This window comes from Ferrovibrio sp. GW821-FHT12D07, from assembly GCF_058807275.1.
In genome coordinates this window covers 931,001-948,177 of the sequence record NZ_JBXAQN010000001.1, presented here as the reverse complement: position 1 = coordinate 948,177, position 17,177 = coordinate 931,001, and the positions used below count along the sequence as shown (strand labels likewise).

14 protein-coding genes are annotated in these 17,177 nt (G+C 64.7%); 7 read left to right on the top strand and 7 right to left on the bottom strand.

Features of this window, described 5'->3' with window-relative positions; genetic code table 11:
- The first annotated feature begins 316 nt into the window (after positions 1–316).
- On the top strand, positions 317–610 hold the full coding sequence (gene rpmB / locus AC1RRE_RS04800) for a 50S ribosomal protein L28 (protein ID WP_492979954.1): 294 nt from the start codon (positions 317–319) through the stop codon (positions 608–610).
- A gap of 81 nt (positions 611–691) precedes the next feature.
- Here the strand turns inward: rpmB and AC1RRE_RS04795 are convergent, their stop codons facing one another.
- On the bottom strand, positions 692–1,651 hold the full coding sequence (locus AC1RRE_RS04795) for an esterase-like activity of phytase family protein (protein ID WP_492979953.1): 960 nt from the start codon (positions 1,649–1,651) through the stop codon (positions 692–694).
- A gap of 115 nt (positions 1,652–1,766) precedes the next feature.
- Here AC1RRE_RS04795 and AC1RRE_RS04790 point away from each other — a divergent pair, with 115 nt between their 5' ends.
- Entirely contained in the window at positions 1,767–6,740 is a 4,974-nt protein-coding gene (locus tag AC1RRE_RS04790) for a PAS-domain containing protein (protein WP_492979952.1), read from the top strand.
- A gap of 27 nt (positions 6,741–6,767) precedes the next feature.
- Here the strand turns inward: AC1RRE_RS04790 and cobT are convergent, their stop codons facing one another.
- The 3 genes from cobT to AC1RRE_RS04775 form a co-directional block, all read right to left on the bottom strand.
- Entirely contained in the window at positions 6,768–8,648 is a 1,881-nt protein-coding gene (gene cobT, locus AC1RRE_RS04785; protein WP_492979951.1) for a cobaltochelatase subunit CobT, read from the bottom strand.
- A gap of 28 nt (positions 8,649–8,676) precedes the next feature.
- Positions 8,677–9,678: a cobaltochelatase subunit CobS gene (cobS, locus tag AC1RRE_RS04780; RefSeq protein ID WP_492979950.1), complete on the bottom strand. Its 1,002-nt coding sequence runs from the start codon at positions 9,676–9,678 to the stop codon at positions 8,677–8,679.
- A gap of 84 nt (positions 9,679–9,762) precedes the next feature.
- Positions 9,763–10,377 (bottom strand): J domain-containing protein, encoded by a 615-nt coding sequence (locus tag AC1RRE_RS04775; protein WP_492979949.1) that lies wholly within the window; start codon positions 10,375–10,377, stop codon positions 9,763–9,765.
- A gap of 122 nt (positions 10,378–10,499) precedes the next feature.
- On the opposite strand from AC1RRE_RS04775, the gene AC1RRE_RS04770 reads away from it, so the two are divergent.
- The gene (locus AC1RRE_RS04770) at positions 10,500–10,781 is read left to right on the top strand and encodes a BolA family protein (protein ID WP_492979948.1); all 282 of its coding nucleotides are present in this window, start codon (positions 10,500–10,502) and stop codon (positions 10,779–10,781) included.
- A gap of 107 nt (positions 10,782–10,888) precedes the next feature.
- Complete coding sequence (locus tag AC1RRE_RS04765) at positions 10,889–11,257, top strand: ribbon-helix-helix domain-containing protein (RefSeq protein WP_492979947.1); 369 nt, start codon at positions 10,889–10,891, stop codon at positions 11,255–11,257.
- Here the strand turns inward: AC1RRE_RS04765 and AC1RRE_RS04760 are convergent.
- Genes AC1RRE_RS04760 through AC1RRE_RS04750 form a run of 3 tightly spaced genes read right to left on the bottom strand, consistent with a single transcriptional unit; the run spans position 11,211 to position 13,887 of the window.
- A complete protein-coding gene (locus AC1RRE_RS04760) occupies positions 11,211–12,101 on the bottom strand; it encodes an AEC family transporter (RefSeq protein ID WP_492979946.1) in 891 nt (296 codons plus the stop codon). The two genes, AC1RRE_RS04765 and AC1RRE_RS04760, sit on opposite strands and share 47 nt — an antisense overlap.
- 4 nt (positions 12,102–12,105) lie before the next feature.
- Entirely contained in the window at positions 12,106–13,242 is a 1,137-nt protein-coding gene (gene aroB / locus AC1RRE_RS04755; RefSeq protein ID WP_492979945.1) for a 3-dehydroquinate synthase, read from the bottom strand.
- 6 nt (positions 13,243–13,248) lie between these two features.
- Positions 13,249–13,887 carry a shikimate kinase gene (locus AC1RRE_RS04750; protein WP_492979944.1) on the bottom strand — a complete coding sequence of 213 codons (639 nt, stop codon included), beginning with the start codon at positions 13,885–13,887 and terminating at the stop codon, positions 13,249–13,251.
- A 149-nt stretch (positions 13,888–14,036) separates the two neighbouring features.
- On the opposite strand from AC1RRE_RS04750, the gene AC1RRE_RS04745 reads away from it, so the two are divergent.
- Genes AC1RRE_RS04745 through xerD form a run of 3 tightly spaced genes read left to right on the top strand, consistent with a single transcriptional unit; the run spans position 14,037 to position 17,032 of the window.
- Positions 14,037–14,177: a hypothetical protein gene (locus AC1RRE_RS04745; protein ID WP_492979943.1), complete on the top strand. Its 141-nt coding sequence runs from the start codon at positions 14,037–14,039 to the stop codon at positions 14,175–14,177.
- 5 nt (positions 14,178–14,182) lie between these two features.
- A complete protein-coding gene (locus tag AC1RRE_RS04740) occupies positions 14,183–16,111 on the top strand; it encodes a hypothetical protein (protein WP_492979942.1) in 1,929 nt (642 codons plus the stop codon).
- A gap of 9 nt (positions 16,112–16,120) precedes the next feature.
- Positions 16,121–17,032 (top strand): site-specific tyrosine recombinase XerD, encoded by a 912-nt coding sequence (gene xerD, locus AC1RRE_RS04735; RefSeq protein WP_492979941.1) that lies wholly within the window; start codon positions 16,121–16,123, stop codon positions 17,030–17,032.
- Positions 17,033–17,177: the final 145 nt, after the last annotated feature.

Sequence of the window (17,177 nt, the reverse complement as noted above, 5' to 3'; positions counted from 1 at the left end):
CGGCTCTCCGTCTGACAGCCGGTTTTTTAGCGAAAAACCGCTAAAAAACCTTAACATAATATACAAATGCGGGGGCCCGAGGAGGCCCCTGCAAAATCGGTCCCGCTGTATAGGGGGTCGCCGGGGAGGAGTCAACGCGGGATTCGCGCCCTTTTGCGGGCAGATTTGGCCGCCTTTCCGGCCGGTTAAGCCATTCCGGCCCGAACCTGGGCCAGAGTCCGCCCCGGCAGGGGTTTTGCCGGTTGACGGGCCGGGGGCCAGTCCCTATAACCGGCCACCAAATTTGCGACAAACACTGGAAAGTTAGAGGTTCACCATGGCTCGTCGTTGCGAAGTCACCGGCAAGGGCGTTCAGAGCGGCAACAATGTCAGCCACGCCAACAACAAGACCCGGCGTCGCTTCCTGCCCAACCTGCACGTCGTTTCGCTGATCAGCGAAGCGCTGGGTCGCGATGTGACGCTGCGCGTGTCCTCGAATGGCCTGCGCTCGGTCGAACATAACGGCGGCATCGACAACTGGCTGCTCAAGACCAAGGACGAGCTGCTGTCGAGCCCGGCCCGCGTCATCAAGCGCAAGATCAAGAAGGCCCTGGCCGCCAAGGCTGCTTAATAGCTGGACTGCCTAAGCTTTCCACCTACGAATTCCAGACGCCCGCCGGCAGCGATGCTGGCGGGCGTTTTCGTTTCTCCGCTATTCGATCAGCCTGAACACCATCAGCAGCGTTCGCTGCAGCAGATTCTGGTTGTCGTCCGACATCACATAGAGCCACAGGCTGCCGTCGGCGGCGCGGCGCACATCCAGCGCCTCCATGTTGTCGACCGAAACCGGCCGCGCCCATTCGGCCAGCAGCGTGGCGTTCAGCACTGCGCCAGGCTGGATATCGGCTGCGGCAATGCGGCTCAGCCGGGCCTTGGGGCCGACCAGGGGCGTGAAATAACGCTCCAGCACGATCACATCGCCGCCTTTGCCATCCTTGTGGGGAAGCGCCACCGCATCGGTCGGCTTGAAATCGTTGCGCGCCGGCCAGGCCAGATCATGCCAGCGGCCGTCGCGCAGCAGCCAGACGGCACTGTCATTCTTGCTGCCCCCATTCAGCACGGCGGGCATCTCTTCGCTGAACAGCAGCAGCTCGCCGTTTGAAAAGGCCGCGATCGCCTCGATGCCACCATTGTCAGGCTGCGCCGCGACGGCCGGCGGCACCTGCAGCGCGCCCGTCGCCACACCGCCCGGCGCATCGTAGAACCACAGGCGATGCGCGCGCTCGAATGACATCAGCCAGCGGCCATCAGGCACACGGCGCAATCCTTCGGCATCGCTCAGCACCTTGCGCGTGACCGGCGCGCCGTTGGCATCGCGCAGCGGCTGGATGTCGCCGGACGCGATCTCGGTGGGCAGGCCGGCCGCGTCGCGCCGGAAATCCAGTCGCAGCCAATGCCCGGTATCGGCAACCGCCCAGAGGCCGCCGCCATCGCCATCCACCACCATGCCGGAGTAGCCGCCGAAGCCATCCCGATCGGAGGCCAGGATCAACCCGCCCAGATACTGCAGGCTGCCAAACCGGTCCTGCGCCGGATCGTCGGGATTGAGCAGCAGGACGGCGCTGCGGACGGTGACCGATTCGGCCCGGGCCGTGCCGCCGCCAGCCATCATCCCCAGCCCTAAAAGCAGGGTGAATAACGCGGCAGGCCCCAACCTTCTCAAATGTTTACCTTGGCTGAAACCGGGCATTCGGTATGCTTCCGCAAGAGGAGGAGTATCCGTATTCATGATCGACAAGGTTGCAGACAAATCCCAGGCCGCCCAGCCGCAGACCGCCCAAACCCAGACCGGCCAAACTCAGACCGGCGGGCTGATGCGTGTGCCGGCGCTGTTTGTCAGCGCCATGGTCCTGCTCTTCACCGGCATGCTCGGGCTGCAACTCTACCGGCAATATAATGACGAGATTACGGCAGGGCGGGCAACCGCGCGGTCAATGGCCAACCTGCTGGAGGAACATGCCGGCCGCAGCATCGGCGCCATCGACATCTTCCTGATCAATTTCGCCGAAACCATGAGCGGCATGGCCGGCACCGGCCAGGTCAGCAACCAGACGGCGCTACGCCAGCGCATGAACGCCCGCCTGGCCGACCTGCCGCAGGTGCGGGCCTTCATCGTGCTGGACGAGAGTGGCAACTCCATCATGGACAGCGCCTCGATGCAGCCGCGCAGCTTCAACGGAGCCGACCGCCCCTATTTCCAGTTCCACCGCGACCATCCGCATGGCGGCCTGTTCATCGACGAACCGCGCCAGAGCCGCATCAACAACATGTGGGGCATCAGCGCCAGCCGGCGCATCAACAAGCCCGATGGCAGCTTCGGCGGCGTGATCGCGGTCTCGATCGAGCCGGAATACTTCCTCAGCTTTTATCGCGACTCCGTCATCGACGCCGAGAATGCGCTGGTGCTGTACCACGAATCCGGCATCCGCATTGCGCGCGTGCCTGAAAACGGCCCCGGCATCGGCACATCGGGACGCAATCTGTCGATCTTCAAGCCGCCGTATCTGGGGCAGAAGCGCGTCGACATCACCACGGAAGGCGGCGTCGACGGCGTCGTCCGCTATCTGGCGGTCAATCATGTCGTCGGCTATCCGCTGATCATCAGCGTCGGCGTGGCGCGCGACAATGTGCTGTCGAGTTGGAAAGAGAACGTAATGTTCTCCATCGCGACGGTGCTGGCCGCCGCCATTGCCGGGTTGGGTTTCCTGATCGTGCTGCGGCGGCAGATGTACCGACGTCATTCCGCCGAGCAGAGCCTGAGCGATGCGATCAGCAGCCTGTCGGACGGCTTCTTGCTCTACGACCAGAACGACCGTCTGGTCCGCTCCAACCACCGCACCGTCGAGCTGCTGCCGACGCTGGAGCCGGTGATGCAGCAGTCGCCCCACTACATTGATGCGATCACCGCGCTGGAGGCCGATTTCGGCGGCGCCACCGAGGAACAGCGCGCGCGCCGGCTGGAATACCGACGCATCATGCTGCGCGAGAAGCGTCAGGGCTATCATTTCGAGCGCCAGACCATAGACGGCCGCTGGCTGCGCTTCACCGTCAACCCCACCCAGGATGGCGGCGCCGTCGACATCATCACCGACATCACTGCGCTTAAAGAGGCCGAGCAGCGGCTGCGCGACGCCATCGACAGCCTGGCCGAAGGCTTTGCGCTGTTCGGTCCCGATGGTCGCCTGATCACGGTCAACAAGCGCTATTACGAGCTGACCGGCCATAATGAAAACATCATCAAGCCCGGCATCCACAATAGCGAGATCATGGCCAGCCTGCTGGCCCAGGGCAAAGCCCAGGGCCGCGAGATGGAAGCCGCCGCCCATGTCGCCGAGCTGCGTGCCGATTTCGCCAAGCCCAGCGGCAAGCCCTTCGACATCTCGCCACGCCCGGGCTACTGGGTCCGCACCGTGCGCCACCCGACCAGCGATGGCGGCGTCATCAGCATGGTGGCCGACATTTCCGACCTCAAGATGGCCGAGGCGCGCCTGCGCACCGCCATTGAGTCGCTGGCCGACGGCTTCGTCCTCTATGACGCCGACAGTCGCATCGTCCTGGCCAACCGGCGCTTCTACGAACTGAGCGAGCACGACCCCGACATCGTCGGCGCCGGCATGACCTATGATGAACTCCTCGACATCATCATCGCGCGCCGCCTGGTCGCCTGGCCGGGCCAGGACCAGACTGCCTATCGCGCGAAACTGCTGGAGGAGCACAATAATCCCACCGGTCGGCCATTCGACCGCGAGGGGCGGCCCGGCGTCTGGGTCCGCAGCATGCGCCACCGCACCGAGGATGGCGGCACCATCGTGGTGATGAGCGACATCACCGACCTCAAGCTGGCGGAAAGCCGCCTGCGCGACGCCATCGAGGCGCTGGCCGAGGGCTTCATCCTGTTCGGTCCCGATGGCCGCATGGTGATGGCCAATCACCGCTACTACGAGGTCTTCGATATCGAGCCAAGCGAACTGCAGCCGGGCGCGACGCTGGACGAGGTAGTGGATGTGGCTGCCGCGCGGCGCGCGCGCTCCTGGCCCAATGCCGATCACCAGGGCTATATCACTGCCGCCCGCGCCGATTATCACAAGCCTTCAGGCAAGCCGGTCGACGGCGAATTCCTGCCCGGCCACTGGCTGCGCAACGTCCGTCATCGCACCGTCGATGGCGGCACCATCCTGGTGGCCAGCGAGATCACCGATCTCAAGCTGGCCGAGAACCGCCTGCGTGACGCCATCGAGACGCTGACCGAGGGCTTCGTGCTTTATGACCGTGACGGCTACATGGTCATGGCCAACCAGCGCTATTACGAAATGACCCGGCATGACACTAACATCGTCAAACCCGGCATCCATTTCAGCGAGATCATGCGCATCACGGCGCAGCGCCAGATCGACTTCGATCATGATTTCGACGTCGATGGCTATGTCTCCGCCATCTCGAAGGAATTCCAGAACCCGACCGGCAAGCCGATCGACGCCGAACCCTTCCCCGGCGTCTGGCTGCGCATGCAGCGCCGGCGCACCGGCGACGGCGGCATCATCACCGTCTTCAACGACATCTCGGATCTGAAGCAGGCCGAGCAGAACCTGCGAGACGCCATCAACGCCATCAGCGACGGCTTCGCGCTGTATGACGCCGACGACCGCCTGGTGCTGTTCAACGAACGCTTCGTCGATCACAGCCGCAGCATGGCCGACGCCATCAAGCCGGGCGTGCCGTTTGAAGACCTGATCCGCATCGCTGTGCAACGCGGCCTGATGAAGGTGCCGGGCGGCACGTCGACCGAGGACTGGATCGCCGAGCGGGTCATGCATCACCGCAATCCGCAGGGCAAGGCCTTCGAGCGCCACTTGGAAGACGGCCGCTGGCTGCTGGTGCATGAGCAGCGCACCGTCACCGGCGGCACCGTCGGCATCGGCACGGACATCACGGCGATCAAGCAGGCCGAGCGCCAACTTTACGACGCCATCGAAAGCATCTCCGATGGCTTCGTCCTCTACGACAAGGACGAGCGCCTGGTGCTGAGCAACAGCAAGTATCGCGAGCTGTACAAGGAAATCACCGACCACCTGAAGCCGGGCGCCACCTTCTCCGACATCCTGAAAGCCAGCATCCAGCGCGACACCATCGATCTCGACCAGCAGTTCCTCGACGACTGGCTGCAGGAGCGCATCGAGCAGTTCCGCAAGGGCAGCGGCAGCACCGAGACCCGGCTGGCCAATGGCCGCTGGGTGCGCAACACCGAACGACGCACCTCCGATGGCGGCGTGGTCGGCATCCGCACTGACATCACCACGCTGAAGGAACAGCAGGAGGCACTGCGCCGCAACATCGCCGACCTGGAAGCCGCCAAGCGTCAGGTCGAGCAGCAGTCCTTCCGCATGCGCGAGCTGGCCGACCGCTTCGCCCAGGAAAAGGAACGCGCCGAGGAAGGCAGCCGGGCGAAGTCGGAATTCCTGGCAATGATGAGCCATGAAATCCGTACGCCCATGAACGGCGTGCTGGGCACCATCGGCCTGCTGCAGAATACCGACATGACCAAGCACCAGCACAAGCTGGTCAGCACGGCGCGCGAATCCGCCGAGCATCTGTTGACCCTTATCAACGACATCCTCGATTTCTCCAAGCTGGAAGCCGGCCGCATCGACCTGGAGAATATCGACTTCGACCTGCCGCATCTGGTCGAGAGCGCGATCTCCATGATGAACCCGCGCGCCGTGATGAAGGGCCTGCATATGTCGAGCGAAGTGCCGCTCGATACGCCGCGCTTCCTGAAGGGCGATCCGGGCCGCCTGCGCCAGATCCTGTTCAACCTGGCCGGCAACGCGATCAAGTTCACCGACAAGGGTGGCGTCAAGCTGATCGTCGATACCGCAAAGCGCGACGATGGCCGCTACGACCTCACTGTCAAGGTCAGTGATACCGGCATCGGCATCCAGGCCGACAAGATCGACCGCCTGTTCGGCAAGTTCAGCCAGGCCGACAGCTCGATCGCGCGGCGCTTCGGCGGCACCGGTCTGGGCCTGGCGATCTCCAAGCAGCTCGTCGAACTGATGGGTGGCGAGATCGGCGTCACCAGTGAAGACGGCAAGGGCAGCACCTTCTGGTTCACCCTGCCGCTGGACGAAGGTCAGGCCGTGGTCACCGAAGTGCAGGACATGAGCACCGACGGCCCCGCCACGCAGACGGCCCTGCGCATCCTGGTGGCCGAAGACAACCAGGTGAACCAGATGGTGATCGGCCTGATGCTGCGCCAGCTCGGCCACCAGGTCGATGTCGTCATCAACGGCATCGAGGCCTGCGAGCAGGTGCAGAAAGTGCCTTACGATCTGGTGCTGATGGATATGCAGATGCCGGAAATGGACGGCATGACCGCCACGCAGACCATCCGTCGCCTGCCTCAGGCCTGCGCCAGCATCCCGATCATCGCGCTGACCGCCAACGCCATGGAAGGCGACCGCGAACGCTATATCGCGTCGGGCATGGACGATTATGTGGCCAAGCCGATTGCCCTGCCCCAGCTGATCGCGGCCATGAATCGCGTGCTGGGTGGCAGCAGCGCCGCCCAGACAGTAGCCCTGGCAACAGCCCCGACCGCAGCGCCGACAGAACCGCAGACGCCCGCACCCGATCCGGTCCTTGATGAGAAGGCCAAGGCCGGCCTGGGGAATCTGCTGGCGTCGCTCAAGAAACTGAAATGAAGCTATCCGCCTGAAGCGGAGCGCGCATCAGGCGGCGCGGCTGCGGCCCTTGCCGCCGACGCGCGTGCGACCCGGCTGCTCGCCGGTCTCGTCGAACAGCTCGGCCAGCTTTTCCATCATCACGCCGCCGAGCTGCTCGGCATCCACGATGGTGACGGCGCGCTTGTAATAGCGCGTGACGTCATGGCCGATGCCGATGGCGGTGAGCTCGACCGGCGAGCGGCGCTCGATCCAGTCGATCACCTCGCGCAGATGGCGGTCGAGATAATTGCCCGGATTGACCGAGAGCGTGGAATCATCCACCGGCGCACCATCGGAAATCACCATCAGGATGCGGCGCTGCTCCTGCCGGGCGATCAGACGGTCATGCGCCCACATCAGCGCCTCGCCGTCGATATTCTCTTTCAGCAGACCTTCGCGCAGCATCAGGCCGAGGTTGCGGCGCGCGCGGCGCCAGGGCGCATCGGCACCCTTGTAGACGATATGTCGCAGGTCGTTCAGGCGGCCGGGATGGGCCGGCTTGTTGTCAGACAGCCATTTCTCACGGCTCTGGCCGCCCTTCCAGGCGCGCGTGGTGAAGCCGAGAATCTCGACCTTCACGGCGCAGCGCTCCAGCGTGCGGGCCAGGATATCGGCGCACATCGCCGCCACCGTGATCGGACGGCCGCGCATCGAACCGGAATTGTCGATCAGCAGCGTCACCACGGTGTCGCGGAAATCGGTGTCGCTTTCCTGCTTGAAACTGAGCGGCACGGTCGGGTTGGCCACCACGCGCGCCAGGCGCGCGGCATCCAGGATGCCTTCCTCGAGATCGAAGTGCCAGGAGCGTGATTGCTTCGCCATCAGGCGGCGCTGCAGCCGGTTGGCCAGCTTGCCGACCACCGATTGCAGGTTGCTCAGCTGCTGGTCGAGATGATGGCGCAGCCGCGCAAGCTCCTCGGTATCGCAAAGATCGTCGGCGCCCACCACTTCGTCATACTGCTTGGTGAAGGCCTTGTAGGCCGCCTCGCGGTTATGGCCCATCATGTCGGAGGTCGGCGGACGGCGGCCCTTGCCGGCCTCCTCGCCTGAACCCGCGACCTGTTCCTCCATGCCGGCTTCGGCATCCATCTCGACGGACTCGCCGCCCGAGGCATCGGAAGAATCGGCCTGCTCCATGCCGCTGCTGGCGGCTTCGCCCTGTTCGGAATCGGAGCCATCGGACTCGCTCTGGGGCTGCTGCCCTTGGCTGTCCTGGTCCTCGCCCTCATCCTCGTCGTCGAGATCGCCGCTCTCGTCATCGACGAGTTCGAGATCCTTGATCAGCTTGCGCGACATTTTCGCGAATGCGCGCTGGTCGTTCATGTTGGCGAGCATGGCGTCGAGATCGGCACCGCCCTTCTCCTCGACCCATTCACGCCACAGCGCCACCATCTTCTGCGCCTGTTTGGGCACAGGCTCTCCGGTCAAGCGCTCGCGGGCGAGCAGCCCGAGCACATCAGATAACGGCGCTTCCGAGCGATCCTTGACCTTGGCATAGCCCCTGGAACGACAGCGGTCTTCTAGCGCGGCATTCAGGTTCTTGGCCACGCCAGCCATCCGCGTCGCACCGATGGCCTCCACGCGGGCCTGCTCCATCGCATCGAATACCGCGCGCGCGGTGCCGCCCTGCGGCAGCAGCCTGGAATGCAGGGTATCGTCGTGATGGCGCAGCTTCAGCGCCATGGCGTCAGCCAGGCCGCGAATCTGCGCGACTTCGGCGGCCGGCAGATCACGACCGGGCACCGGCAGGCGGGCGCGCTTGCCCCGCAGGCCCGGCGTTTCCGGACCGAAGCTGACCTGCACATCCTGATCGCGCGAAATCGCACGCGTGGCGGCGGTCAGCGCCCGCTTGAACGGTTCGATCGGATTTTCCGGCTTGCTGGCCATCGCCTAGCCAACTCCAGTTCTGGCTAGATCAGTTCAGATCAGCCTTCGCGGCGGTTTCCGGCAGTTCCTCGCCGAAGCAGCGCTGGTAATACTCGGCTACCAGCGGGCGCTCCAGTTCGTCGCACTTGTTGAGGAAGGTGAGACGGAAGGCGAAACCGACATTGCCGAAGATGCGCGCATTCTCGGCCCAGGTGATCACCGTACGCGGGCTCATCACGGTCGAAATGTCGCCGTTGATGAAACCGGCGCGGGTCAGCTCGGCCACCGCGACCATGTTCTGGATCGCCTTCTTGCCCTTGTCGCCGGTATAGCTCGGCGACTTGGCCAGCACGATGCCGGCCTCGTCCTCGGCCGGCAGGTAGTTCAGCGTGCAGACGATGCTCCAGCGGTCCATCTGGCCCTGGTTGATCTGCTGTGTGCCATGATAGAGGCCGGTGGTGTCGCCGAGGCCGACCGTGTTGGCGGTCGAGAACAGGCGGAAACCCTTGTGCGGGCGGATGACGCGATTCTGGTCGAGCAGCGTCAGCTTGCCCTCCACTTCCAGCACACGCTGGATCACGAACATCACGTCCGGGCGGCCGGCATCGTATTCGTCAAAGACCAGCGCCACCGGCGACTGCAGTGCCCAGGGCAGGATGCCTTCGCGGAATTCGGTGACCTGCTTGCCGTCGCGCAGCACGATGGCGTCCTTGCCGACCAGATCGATGCGGCTGATATGGCTATCGAGGTTGATGCGCACGCAGGGCCAGTTCAGGCGGGCGGCGACCTGCTCGATATGGGTGGATTTGCCCGTACCGTGATAGCCCTGGACCATGACGCGGCGGTTGTAGGCAAAGCCGGCCAGGATGGCGAGCGTGGTCTCGCGATCAAAACGGTAGTTCGGATCAAGATCAGGCACATGCTCGCTGGGCTGGCTGAACGCCGGCACCTTCATGTCGCTGTCGATCCCGAAGACATCGCGCACAGAAATGGTGATATCCGGCAGATCGGCTGCCGGCTGGGAAACAGGCTTGGTCTGAAGGGCCGTCATCGTCACTCTCAAACGTTTTTGGGCTTCAAGTCGGTGTCAGGGCGGATCGTCCTGACTTGTCATGCACCGTGGGGAGATCAGGGGCTAAGTATAGCCGCGTGATTGCAGGAAGGCATAGGCTTGGGTGATGCTTTTCAGCCGGTCTTCGGCCGCTTTATCACCACCATTGGCGTCAGGGTGATAGCGTTTCACCATCCGTTTGTACTGCGCCTTGATGTCAGCCTTCCGCAAGGGGAGGGTCAATTGGGACAAGTCGAAGCCAAGCGTCACCAGGGCGTCCCGTTCCTTGGGATCGAGCTGCAGTTCGGCCCGCGTCTTGCGCCGTTCGGCGCCCAGCTTGATGCCCACCTCGGCCAGAATCCCCAGGTCGTCCTTGACCCAGACCTGGGGCTCGTCGGACTGCGGCTTGGTGCCCAGCTTCCAGGTCGGGCGATGGCCCAGCGGATCCAGCCGCTGATAGCGCTCGATATCGGCATCGGTCATGCCGCGGAAAAAGTCCCAGCCGGCATTGTACTGGCGCACATGATCGAGACAGAAATGCCACCGGCCATCGTGTCGTTCGCGGCTTTTGGGGGCGGGAAACCGCGCCTCTTCCTGACAGCCGGGATGGTCGCAGCGCTTCAGCCGGCGACGCCCGAAAGCGGCGTCCGCCTCGGCGTCGAGAAACAGTTTTTGCTGGGCGGTCCGGGCACGCGGCATGACTGGTAAATTATGGGTCGAAGGGGGGATACTGGCAAGGCAATAGCCAGTGCCCTGCACTATCATAAAACCTGCATTTTTCTTGATTGTGCAGGCTCTTCCATCTTTTGGGATTTTTTATCATGTCGATCGCCGCCCGCATCCGCGACAAACTGACCGAGGCCCTCAATCCCAGCCATTTCGAGCTGGTGGATGAATCCGGCATGCATGCCGGCCATGCCGCCATGAAGGGTCTGGCGGCCGGGGAAACCCATTTCCGGCTGCGGGTGGTGGCCGAGCGCTTCCACGGGTTGAACCGGGTGCAGCGCCAGCGCCTGATTTACCAGATTCTGGCCCAGGAACTGGAAGACGGGCTGCATGCCCTGGCAATCACCGCCCAAAGCCCGGACGAGCAAAAGACCTAGTTCCACCAATGGGTTGATTCGCCTATACAACCTGATTCACGCAGGAATTCCAGATAATACAACCTTTTCCTTTGAAAACTTAACGAACATCCATTATAGGTTGCGGTATGCCAATGACACGACAGCCGCAGCATCCCACCCCCGCCTTCGGCGGATCCAGCCTCGTGACCCGCAATCTGCGGCTGGGGCGAGGACGAACGAGTATTCGTCTCGAGCGGTTGGAATGGGCGGCGCTGGACGCGATCTGCACGGCCGAGAATATCGACCGCCACATGTTCGCCGCCCAGGTCGACCGTGACCCGGCCCGGCGGGAAAAGACCCTGACCTCGCGCGTGCGCAGCGCGATCCTGTCCTATTTCGTGGCGCGCTCCGGCGTCACCATCGCGGCGCCGACCGGCGTTGCCCGCGAAGCGCTGATCAATCTGGGGATCAGCCCAGCACCAGGGCCAGCAGGGCAGGAAGAGTCGCGAAACTGAGCAGGGTGGAAATCACCACCAGACTCGCGACCGTCTGCGGATCGCGGTTGTAGCGCAGCGCGAAAATATAATTCACCACCGCCACCGGCATCGCACACTGGATGATGAAGACGCCGCGCGCGGCGCCTTCCAGCCCCAACAGCCAGCTCAGGCCGAATCCCACCCCGATACCGGCCAGCAGCCGCAGCGCCGACAGCAGCAGGCCGCGCTGCAGGTCGCTCACCTTCAATGTCGCCAGCGACACGCCCAGCGTGAGCAGCATCAGCGGAATGGCAATGCCGCCGGTCACCTGCAGGCTGCGCAGGATCCAGCCCGGCGGATGCACCTCCAGCAGATTGCCGATCACGCCGATCAGCACGGCGTAGATCATGGGCGAGCGAAACACCTCTTTCAGGTTGCCGCGCCCAGCCATGATCGACTGGCCCAGCGTGAAATTGCCCAGCGAGCCGACGGCGAAGAACAGGATCGCCAGCGCCAGACCCGGCTGCCCGTAGGCGAACAGGCTGAGCGACAATCCGGCGTTGCCCGAATTGGGGAAGGTCAGCGACGAGACATAGCTGCGGATCGGCAGTTTCAGCAGATACAGCGCCAGTGCATTGATCGCCATGAAGGTCGCCAGCGCGACGAAGGTGGCAAAGGTCATGGTGCCGATCATCGCGCGATCGACTTCCGCCGTCAGCAGCGTGTAGATCACCAGGCAGGGCGTGCCGATATTGGTGACCAGCAGGCTGATGCTGTCGACCTGGAACGGCCGGCCGCGCTTGGCCCAGAGCCAGCCGATACCGGTCATCACCAGCAACGGTGCGATGACCGAGAAGACCTCGACAACGAGAGACAGCGGCATGGGCTCAGGCCGCGCGGCCGGACGCAGCGCCCAGTTGTTCGGCCAGCAGATCGAGCACGGCCTGCGGCGCGACATCGCGTTTTTCCACCGCACGGCCGATGGCTTCAGTCAGGATGAAGACCAGATTGCCGTCGCGCACCTTCTTGTCCTGCTTCATATGCTCAAGCAGCACGGCCGGCTTGAACGCAGCCGCGCCATCGACATCGGTCAACCGCGCCGGCAGGCTGCTCTCGGCCAGATGCCGCTCCACACGCGGCGCGAGATCGGCCGTGCAAAGCCCAAGCCTGGCCGACAGCCGGAAGGCCAGCGCCATGCCGACCGCCACACCCTCGCCGTGCAGCAGGCGCTGCGAATAGCCGGTTTCTGCTTCCAGCGCATGGCCGAAGGTATGGCCCAGATTGAGCAGCGCGCGCTCGCCCTCTTCGCGTTCGTCAGCAGCCACGATCCGCGCCTTGTGGGCGCAGCAGCGCGCGACCGCTTCGGTGCGCAGGCCCATGTCGCCGGCCAGCAGTTTCGCGCCGTTCTGTTCCAGCCAAGCATAAAACTCGGCATCGCCCAGCAGGCCGTATTTCACGACTTCGGCATAGCCCGCGCGCAGTTCGCGCGGCGACAGCGTATCCAGCAGCGCCACATCGGCCAGCACGAGTTTCGGCTGGTGGAAAGCGCCGATCAGGTTCTTACCCTGACGGCTGTTGATCGCAGTCTTGCCACCCACGGAAGAATCCACCTGCGCCAGCATGCTGGTCGGCACCTGGATGAAATCCATGCCGCGCCGGAGCACGCTTGCGGCAAAGCCGACCAGATCGCCGATCACGCCGCCGCCCAATGCAATCAGGTGGTCGCGGCGTTCAACCTTCAGCGCCACCAGCGCCTCGCACAGATGCTCGAAGCCGGCATAGGACTTCTGCTTCTCACCCGGCGGCAGGATAATCGTTTCGCAGCCGATATTCTTCAGGGCCAGCGCGCGCTTCAGTGTATCGAGATGATGCTTCGCCACATGCTCGTCGGTGACGATCACGGCGAAGGGCCGGCGCAGCAGCGGCGCGATATGGTCGCCGGCCCGTTCCAGCAGGCCGGCACCGACCTGGATGTCATAGGCGCGATCGTCAAGCGCGACGCGGACAGTCTGTTCTTTCATCATCTCACTTCACTCATCGGGACCGATGCGGCCATGGCCCGGCGGATGCTTGCGGGCCAATTCGCGGTATTCCTCCGGCAAGGCACGAAGGATATCCTCGATCACGGCATCATGCGGGCCGTCGACGCTCATCACCGTAATGTCGGCCTCGGCATAGACGGGATAGCGTTCGGCCATCAGGCGCGACAACGTGCCGCGCAGATCGCCGCCCGCCAGCAGCGGCCGGTTGCCCGGCCGGCGCGAGCAGCGCTTAGCCAACACGTCGAGCTCGGCCTTGAGCCAGATCGAGACGCTGCGCTCGCGGATGCGGACCCGCGTCTCCGGATTCATGAAGGCGCCACCGCCGGTGGCCAGCACGATCTGCGGCTGATCGAGAAGCCGGGCGATCACCTTGCGCTCGCCATCACGGAAGGCCGCCTCGCCATGCTCGGCGAAGATTTCCGGAATCGCGGCGCCAGCCGCCTTCTCGATCTCGACATCGGCATCTAGGAAAGCGAAGCCCAGCCGGTTGGCCAGACGGCGGCCGACCGAGCTCTTGCCCGCGCCCATCAGGCCAACCAGGACGATGCTGCGCAGCCGGCCTTCACCGGTCGTGGAGGGAGACTCGGACGGGGCGGCAGCGGCGGAGACGGTATCGATGGTGCTCACGCCCATTCTCGTATGCTTTGCGACTCGTATCTTTGGACCCAATAGGGGTCCGAATTCAGGTGTACCAGCAGCCCGCCGATTGCCTGGAAAGGGCTGCACCGATAGAATAAAGCAATCGTTTCACAATTCCAGTTCGGAGCGGACGCCGCATGGCCCGTATGTCGCTTATCCTGGTTGCTCTCCTGATCCTGCTGGTCGGTGGCGGCACCGCCTTCCTCGCCACCTGGGACATTCCGGCACCGCGCGGCAAGGTCGAGAAGGTGATACCTGCCGACCGTCTCGGCAAATAACCACCATGCGCGCCCTGGTCCCGGCTCTCGCGCTGGCTGTCCTCACGGCCGGCCCGGCCGCCGCGCAGCCGGTGCGCCTCATTCCGCCGGATCAACAGCCCGCCAGCCAAGACCAGTCGCCCTCTGCCGTCCAGCAGCAGCAGAACACCATGCCGCTCGGGGCCGCGCCGGCAGCACCGCCCACCATGATCGCGCCGATCCCCGGCGGCGGCATGCAGGTCGAGACCCAGCAGCTGCAGCCCCTGCCCGCACCCACACCCACACCCGTCGCGCCGGCTGCAGCCGAAGCCCCTTCCTCGCAACCGGCGACTGACGGCAAGGCCCCCGATTTCGTCATCCAGCCGCTGAAGGCACCCGATCCCTCATCGGCCGGCCTGCTCGACGATGGCAACGGCGGCCTGGGGTCGGCCATGTGGCAGAAGACCACGCGCCCGCAGGCCCTGCAGGCGCTGGGCGTGCTGCCCGCACCCGTCGCCGCGCCCGCGCTGCGCGATCTGCAGCGCCGCCTGCTGCTGACCATCGCCGAAGTGCCCCCGGGCAACGACGTCACGCCGTCCATCCTCGGCCTGCGCGTGGCGCAGCTGATGAAGCTCGGCCGTATCAACGAGGCCGAGCGTCTTGCGCCGTCGGGCGCCAATGCGCCGAAGGATACCGTCTTCAGGGAGCTGCCGTTCAATCTGGCGCTACTGAAGAACGAGGTGCCGCGCGCCTGCGAGATCGCCGATGCGGGCCTGCGCGACGAGCCGTCTGCCACCTGGCAGAAGGCCGCCGTCTTCTGCCGCTACATCGCCAAGAACATTCCCGGCGGCGACCTGGCGCTGAGCCTGTGGCGCGACGGCCCCAAGGATGCGAACGAGCCCGCCGATCCGGCCTTCAACACGCTGGCCTCAGTGCTGCGCGGCGATGCGCGCGCCAAGATCGACACCTTCGGCGGTCCGGTCACGCCCCTGCATTTCGCCATGCTGCGCGCCAGCGGCCGGCCGTTACCCAAAGATACACTGGACATGGCATCGCCAGCCGTCCTGATCATGGTGGCGGGCTATGACAAGGCCGACGCCGAGACCCGGCTGATGGCCACCGAACGCGCCGTCAGCTTCGGCGCGCTGCCGCCCGAACTGCTGGCCGAAGCCTATGCCGCCGTCGAGATTTCGGATGCACAGCGCACGGCGCTGATCGCCGGCATCGGCAGCGGCAAAGAGAAGAGCGTGCGCGCCGCCGCCCTGATCTATCAGCAGACCAAGGCCACCACCGAGCCGAAGACGCGCGCCGAACTGATCCGCCGCGCCTATGAGCTGAGCATGGCGCGCAACCTGCTGCTGACCACGGCGGCCGTCTACAAGCCGCTGCTGGCCAATCTGGTGCCGAACGAGAACAGCATCCACGCGGCGCCGGCCGTGATCCGCATGGCACTGGCCTCTGGTGATCTGGGCCTGGCGCGGCTGTGGCGCACCACCCTGATGACACTGCCGCCCGAACGCGACAATGCCGGCGATATCGTCGCCACCGCCTGGCCGCTGCTGCTGATCGCCGGCGAAGACGGCGAATGGCGCGACAGCCGCTACGAAGCCTGGTGGACCGCGCAGGACGAACTCTCGCCGCCCGACCGCATCGCGCGCGCGGCGCAACTGCTGACGCTGGCCGAAGCCTCGGGCATCGCGGTGCCGCCCGAGCGCTGGGACAGCCTGCTGAATGCCGCGGCCGCTGCCAGTGCGCGCGTGCCGCCGGCCGGCCTGTGGCGCAACCTGCAGCGCGCCGCGATGGCCAAGGCGAAGGCCGAGACGATTGCGTTGTCGCTGGCCATGCTGGGTGGCAACGGCAGTCTGGATGCCGATGGCCAGAGCCTTGCCACCGCGCTGGAAGCGCTACGCGCCGTCGGCCTGATCGCCGAAGCGCGCCAGATCGCCCTGGAAGCCGCCCTGCTGCGCGGCTTCTGAGCCAGCGCGATGGCGAGAGCAAGTCGTCATATCGACAGCTTCCTCGAGATGCTTAGCGCCGAGCGCGGACTGGCCAAGAATTCCCTGCTGGCTTACCAGACCGACCTCGCCGAGTTCAGCGGCTTCATCGCCGCGCGCGACGAAAAGCCCGAGAGCATCGGCGTCGACAGTTTGCGCGCCTATGTGCAGGGCCTGCATGATGCCGGGCTGAAACCTGCCACCGCCGCGCGGCGTCTGTCAGCACTGCGGCAGTTTTTCAAATTCATGGTGCAGGAAAACATTCGCACCGACGATCCCGCCGCGCTGCTGGATGCACCCAAGCGCGCGCGGCCGTTGCCCAAACTGCTGAGCGAGGGCGAGGTCGACATGCTGCTGCAGGAAGCACGGACGTTACGCGATGATCCGGCCGAAAGCCTGCGGCTGACCGCGCTGCTGGAAATCCTCTACGCCACCGGCCTGCGCGTCAGCGAACTGGTCTCGATGCGCTGGCCGCCGTTTGGCGACGACGACCGCTTCCTGGTCATTCGCGGCAAGGGCAATAAGGAGCGGCTGGTGCCGCTGTCGGAGCCGGCGCGCCAGGCCATCGAGGACTATGCCGGTTGCCGCGCCGTCTTCATGGAAACCAAGACCTCGCCCTGGCTGTTTCCCTCGCGCGGCGAAAGCGGACATTTGACGCGCCAGCGTTTCGGCCAGTTGCTGAAGGAACTCGCCATTGCCGCCGGGCTGATGCCTTCAAAGGTGTCGCCGCATGTTCTGCGCCATGCCTTCGCCAGCCATCTGCTGGCGCACGGGGCCGACCTGCGCGCCGTGCAGAAGATGCTGGGCCATGCCGATATCAGCACCACGCAGATTTACACCCATGTGCTGGAAGCGCGGAAACAGGCGCTGGTGCGCCAGCATCATCCCTTGGCCAAGGGTTAAGCGCGGAAATCCGACATAATTGCGGCCCGGACAGCGCCAAGACGAGCCAATTCGAGCCCATTGAGAGCCAGTTCGGTCCCATTCGGAGCCAATTGAGTCCCATTAGGAGCCCATTCGGGCCAAGTGCGTCCCGGTCAAGGCCAAT

Bases quoted from the DNA above. Each gene is read 5' to 3' on its own strand.
- rpmB (WP_492979954.1), top strand. From the start codon at position 317: ATGGCTCGTCGTTGCGAAGTCACCGGCAAGGGCGTTCAGAGCGGCAAC.
- AC1RRE_RS04795 (WP_492979953.1), bottom strand. From the start codon at position 1,651: ATGATGGCTGGCGGCGGCACGGCCCGGGCCGAATCGGTCACCGTCCGC.
- AC1RRE_RS04790 (WP_492979952.1), top strand. From the start codon at position 1,767: ATGATCGACAAGGTTGCAGACAAATCCCAGGCCGCCCAGCCGCAGACC.
- cobT (WP_492979951.1), bottom strand. From the start codon at position 8,648: ATGGCCAGCAAGCCGGAAAATCCGATCGAACCGTTCAAGCGGGCGCTG.
- cobS (WP_492979950.1), bottom strand. From the start codon at position 9,678: ATGACGGCCCTTCAGACCAAGCCTGTTTCCCAGCCGGCAGCCGATCTG.
- AC1RRE_RS04775 (WP_492979949.1), bottom strand. From the start codon at position 10,377: ATGCCGCGTGCCCGGACCGCCCAGCAAAAACTGTTTCTCGACGCCGAG.
- AC1RRE_RS04770 (WP_492979948.1), top strand. From the start codon at position 10,500: ATGTCGATCGCCGCCCGCATCCGCGACAAACTGACCGAGGCCCTCAAT.
- AC1RRE_RS04765 (WP_492979947.1), top strand. From the start codon at position 10,889: ATGCCAATGACACGACAGCCGCAGCATCCCACCCCCGCCTTCGGCGGA.
- AC1RRE_RS04760 (WP_492979946.1), bottom strand. From the start codon at position 12,101: ATGCCGCTGTCTCTCGTTGTCGAGGTCTTCTCGGTCATCGCACCGTTG.
- aroB (WP_492979945.1), bottom strand. From the start codon at position 13,242: ATGATGAAAGAACAGACTGTCCGCGTCGCGCTTGACGATCGCGCCTAT.
- AC1RRE_RS04745 (WP_492979943.1), top strand. From the start codon at position 14,037: ATGGCCCGTATGTCGCTTATCCTGGTTGCTCTCCTGATCCTGCTGGTC.
- AC1RRE_RS04740 (WP_492979942.1), top strand. From the start codon at position 14,183: ATGCGCGCCCTGGTCCCGGCTCTCGCGCTGGCTGTCCTCACGGCCGGC.
- xerD (WP_492979941.1), top strand. From the start codon at position 16,121: ATGGCGAGAGCAAGTCGTCATATCGACAGCTTCCTCGAGATGCTTAGC.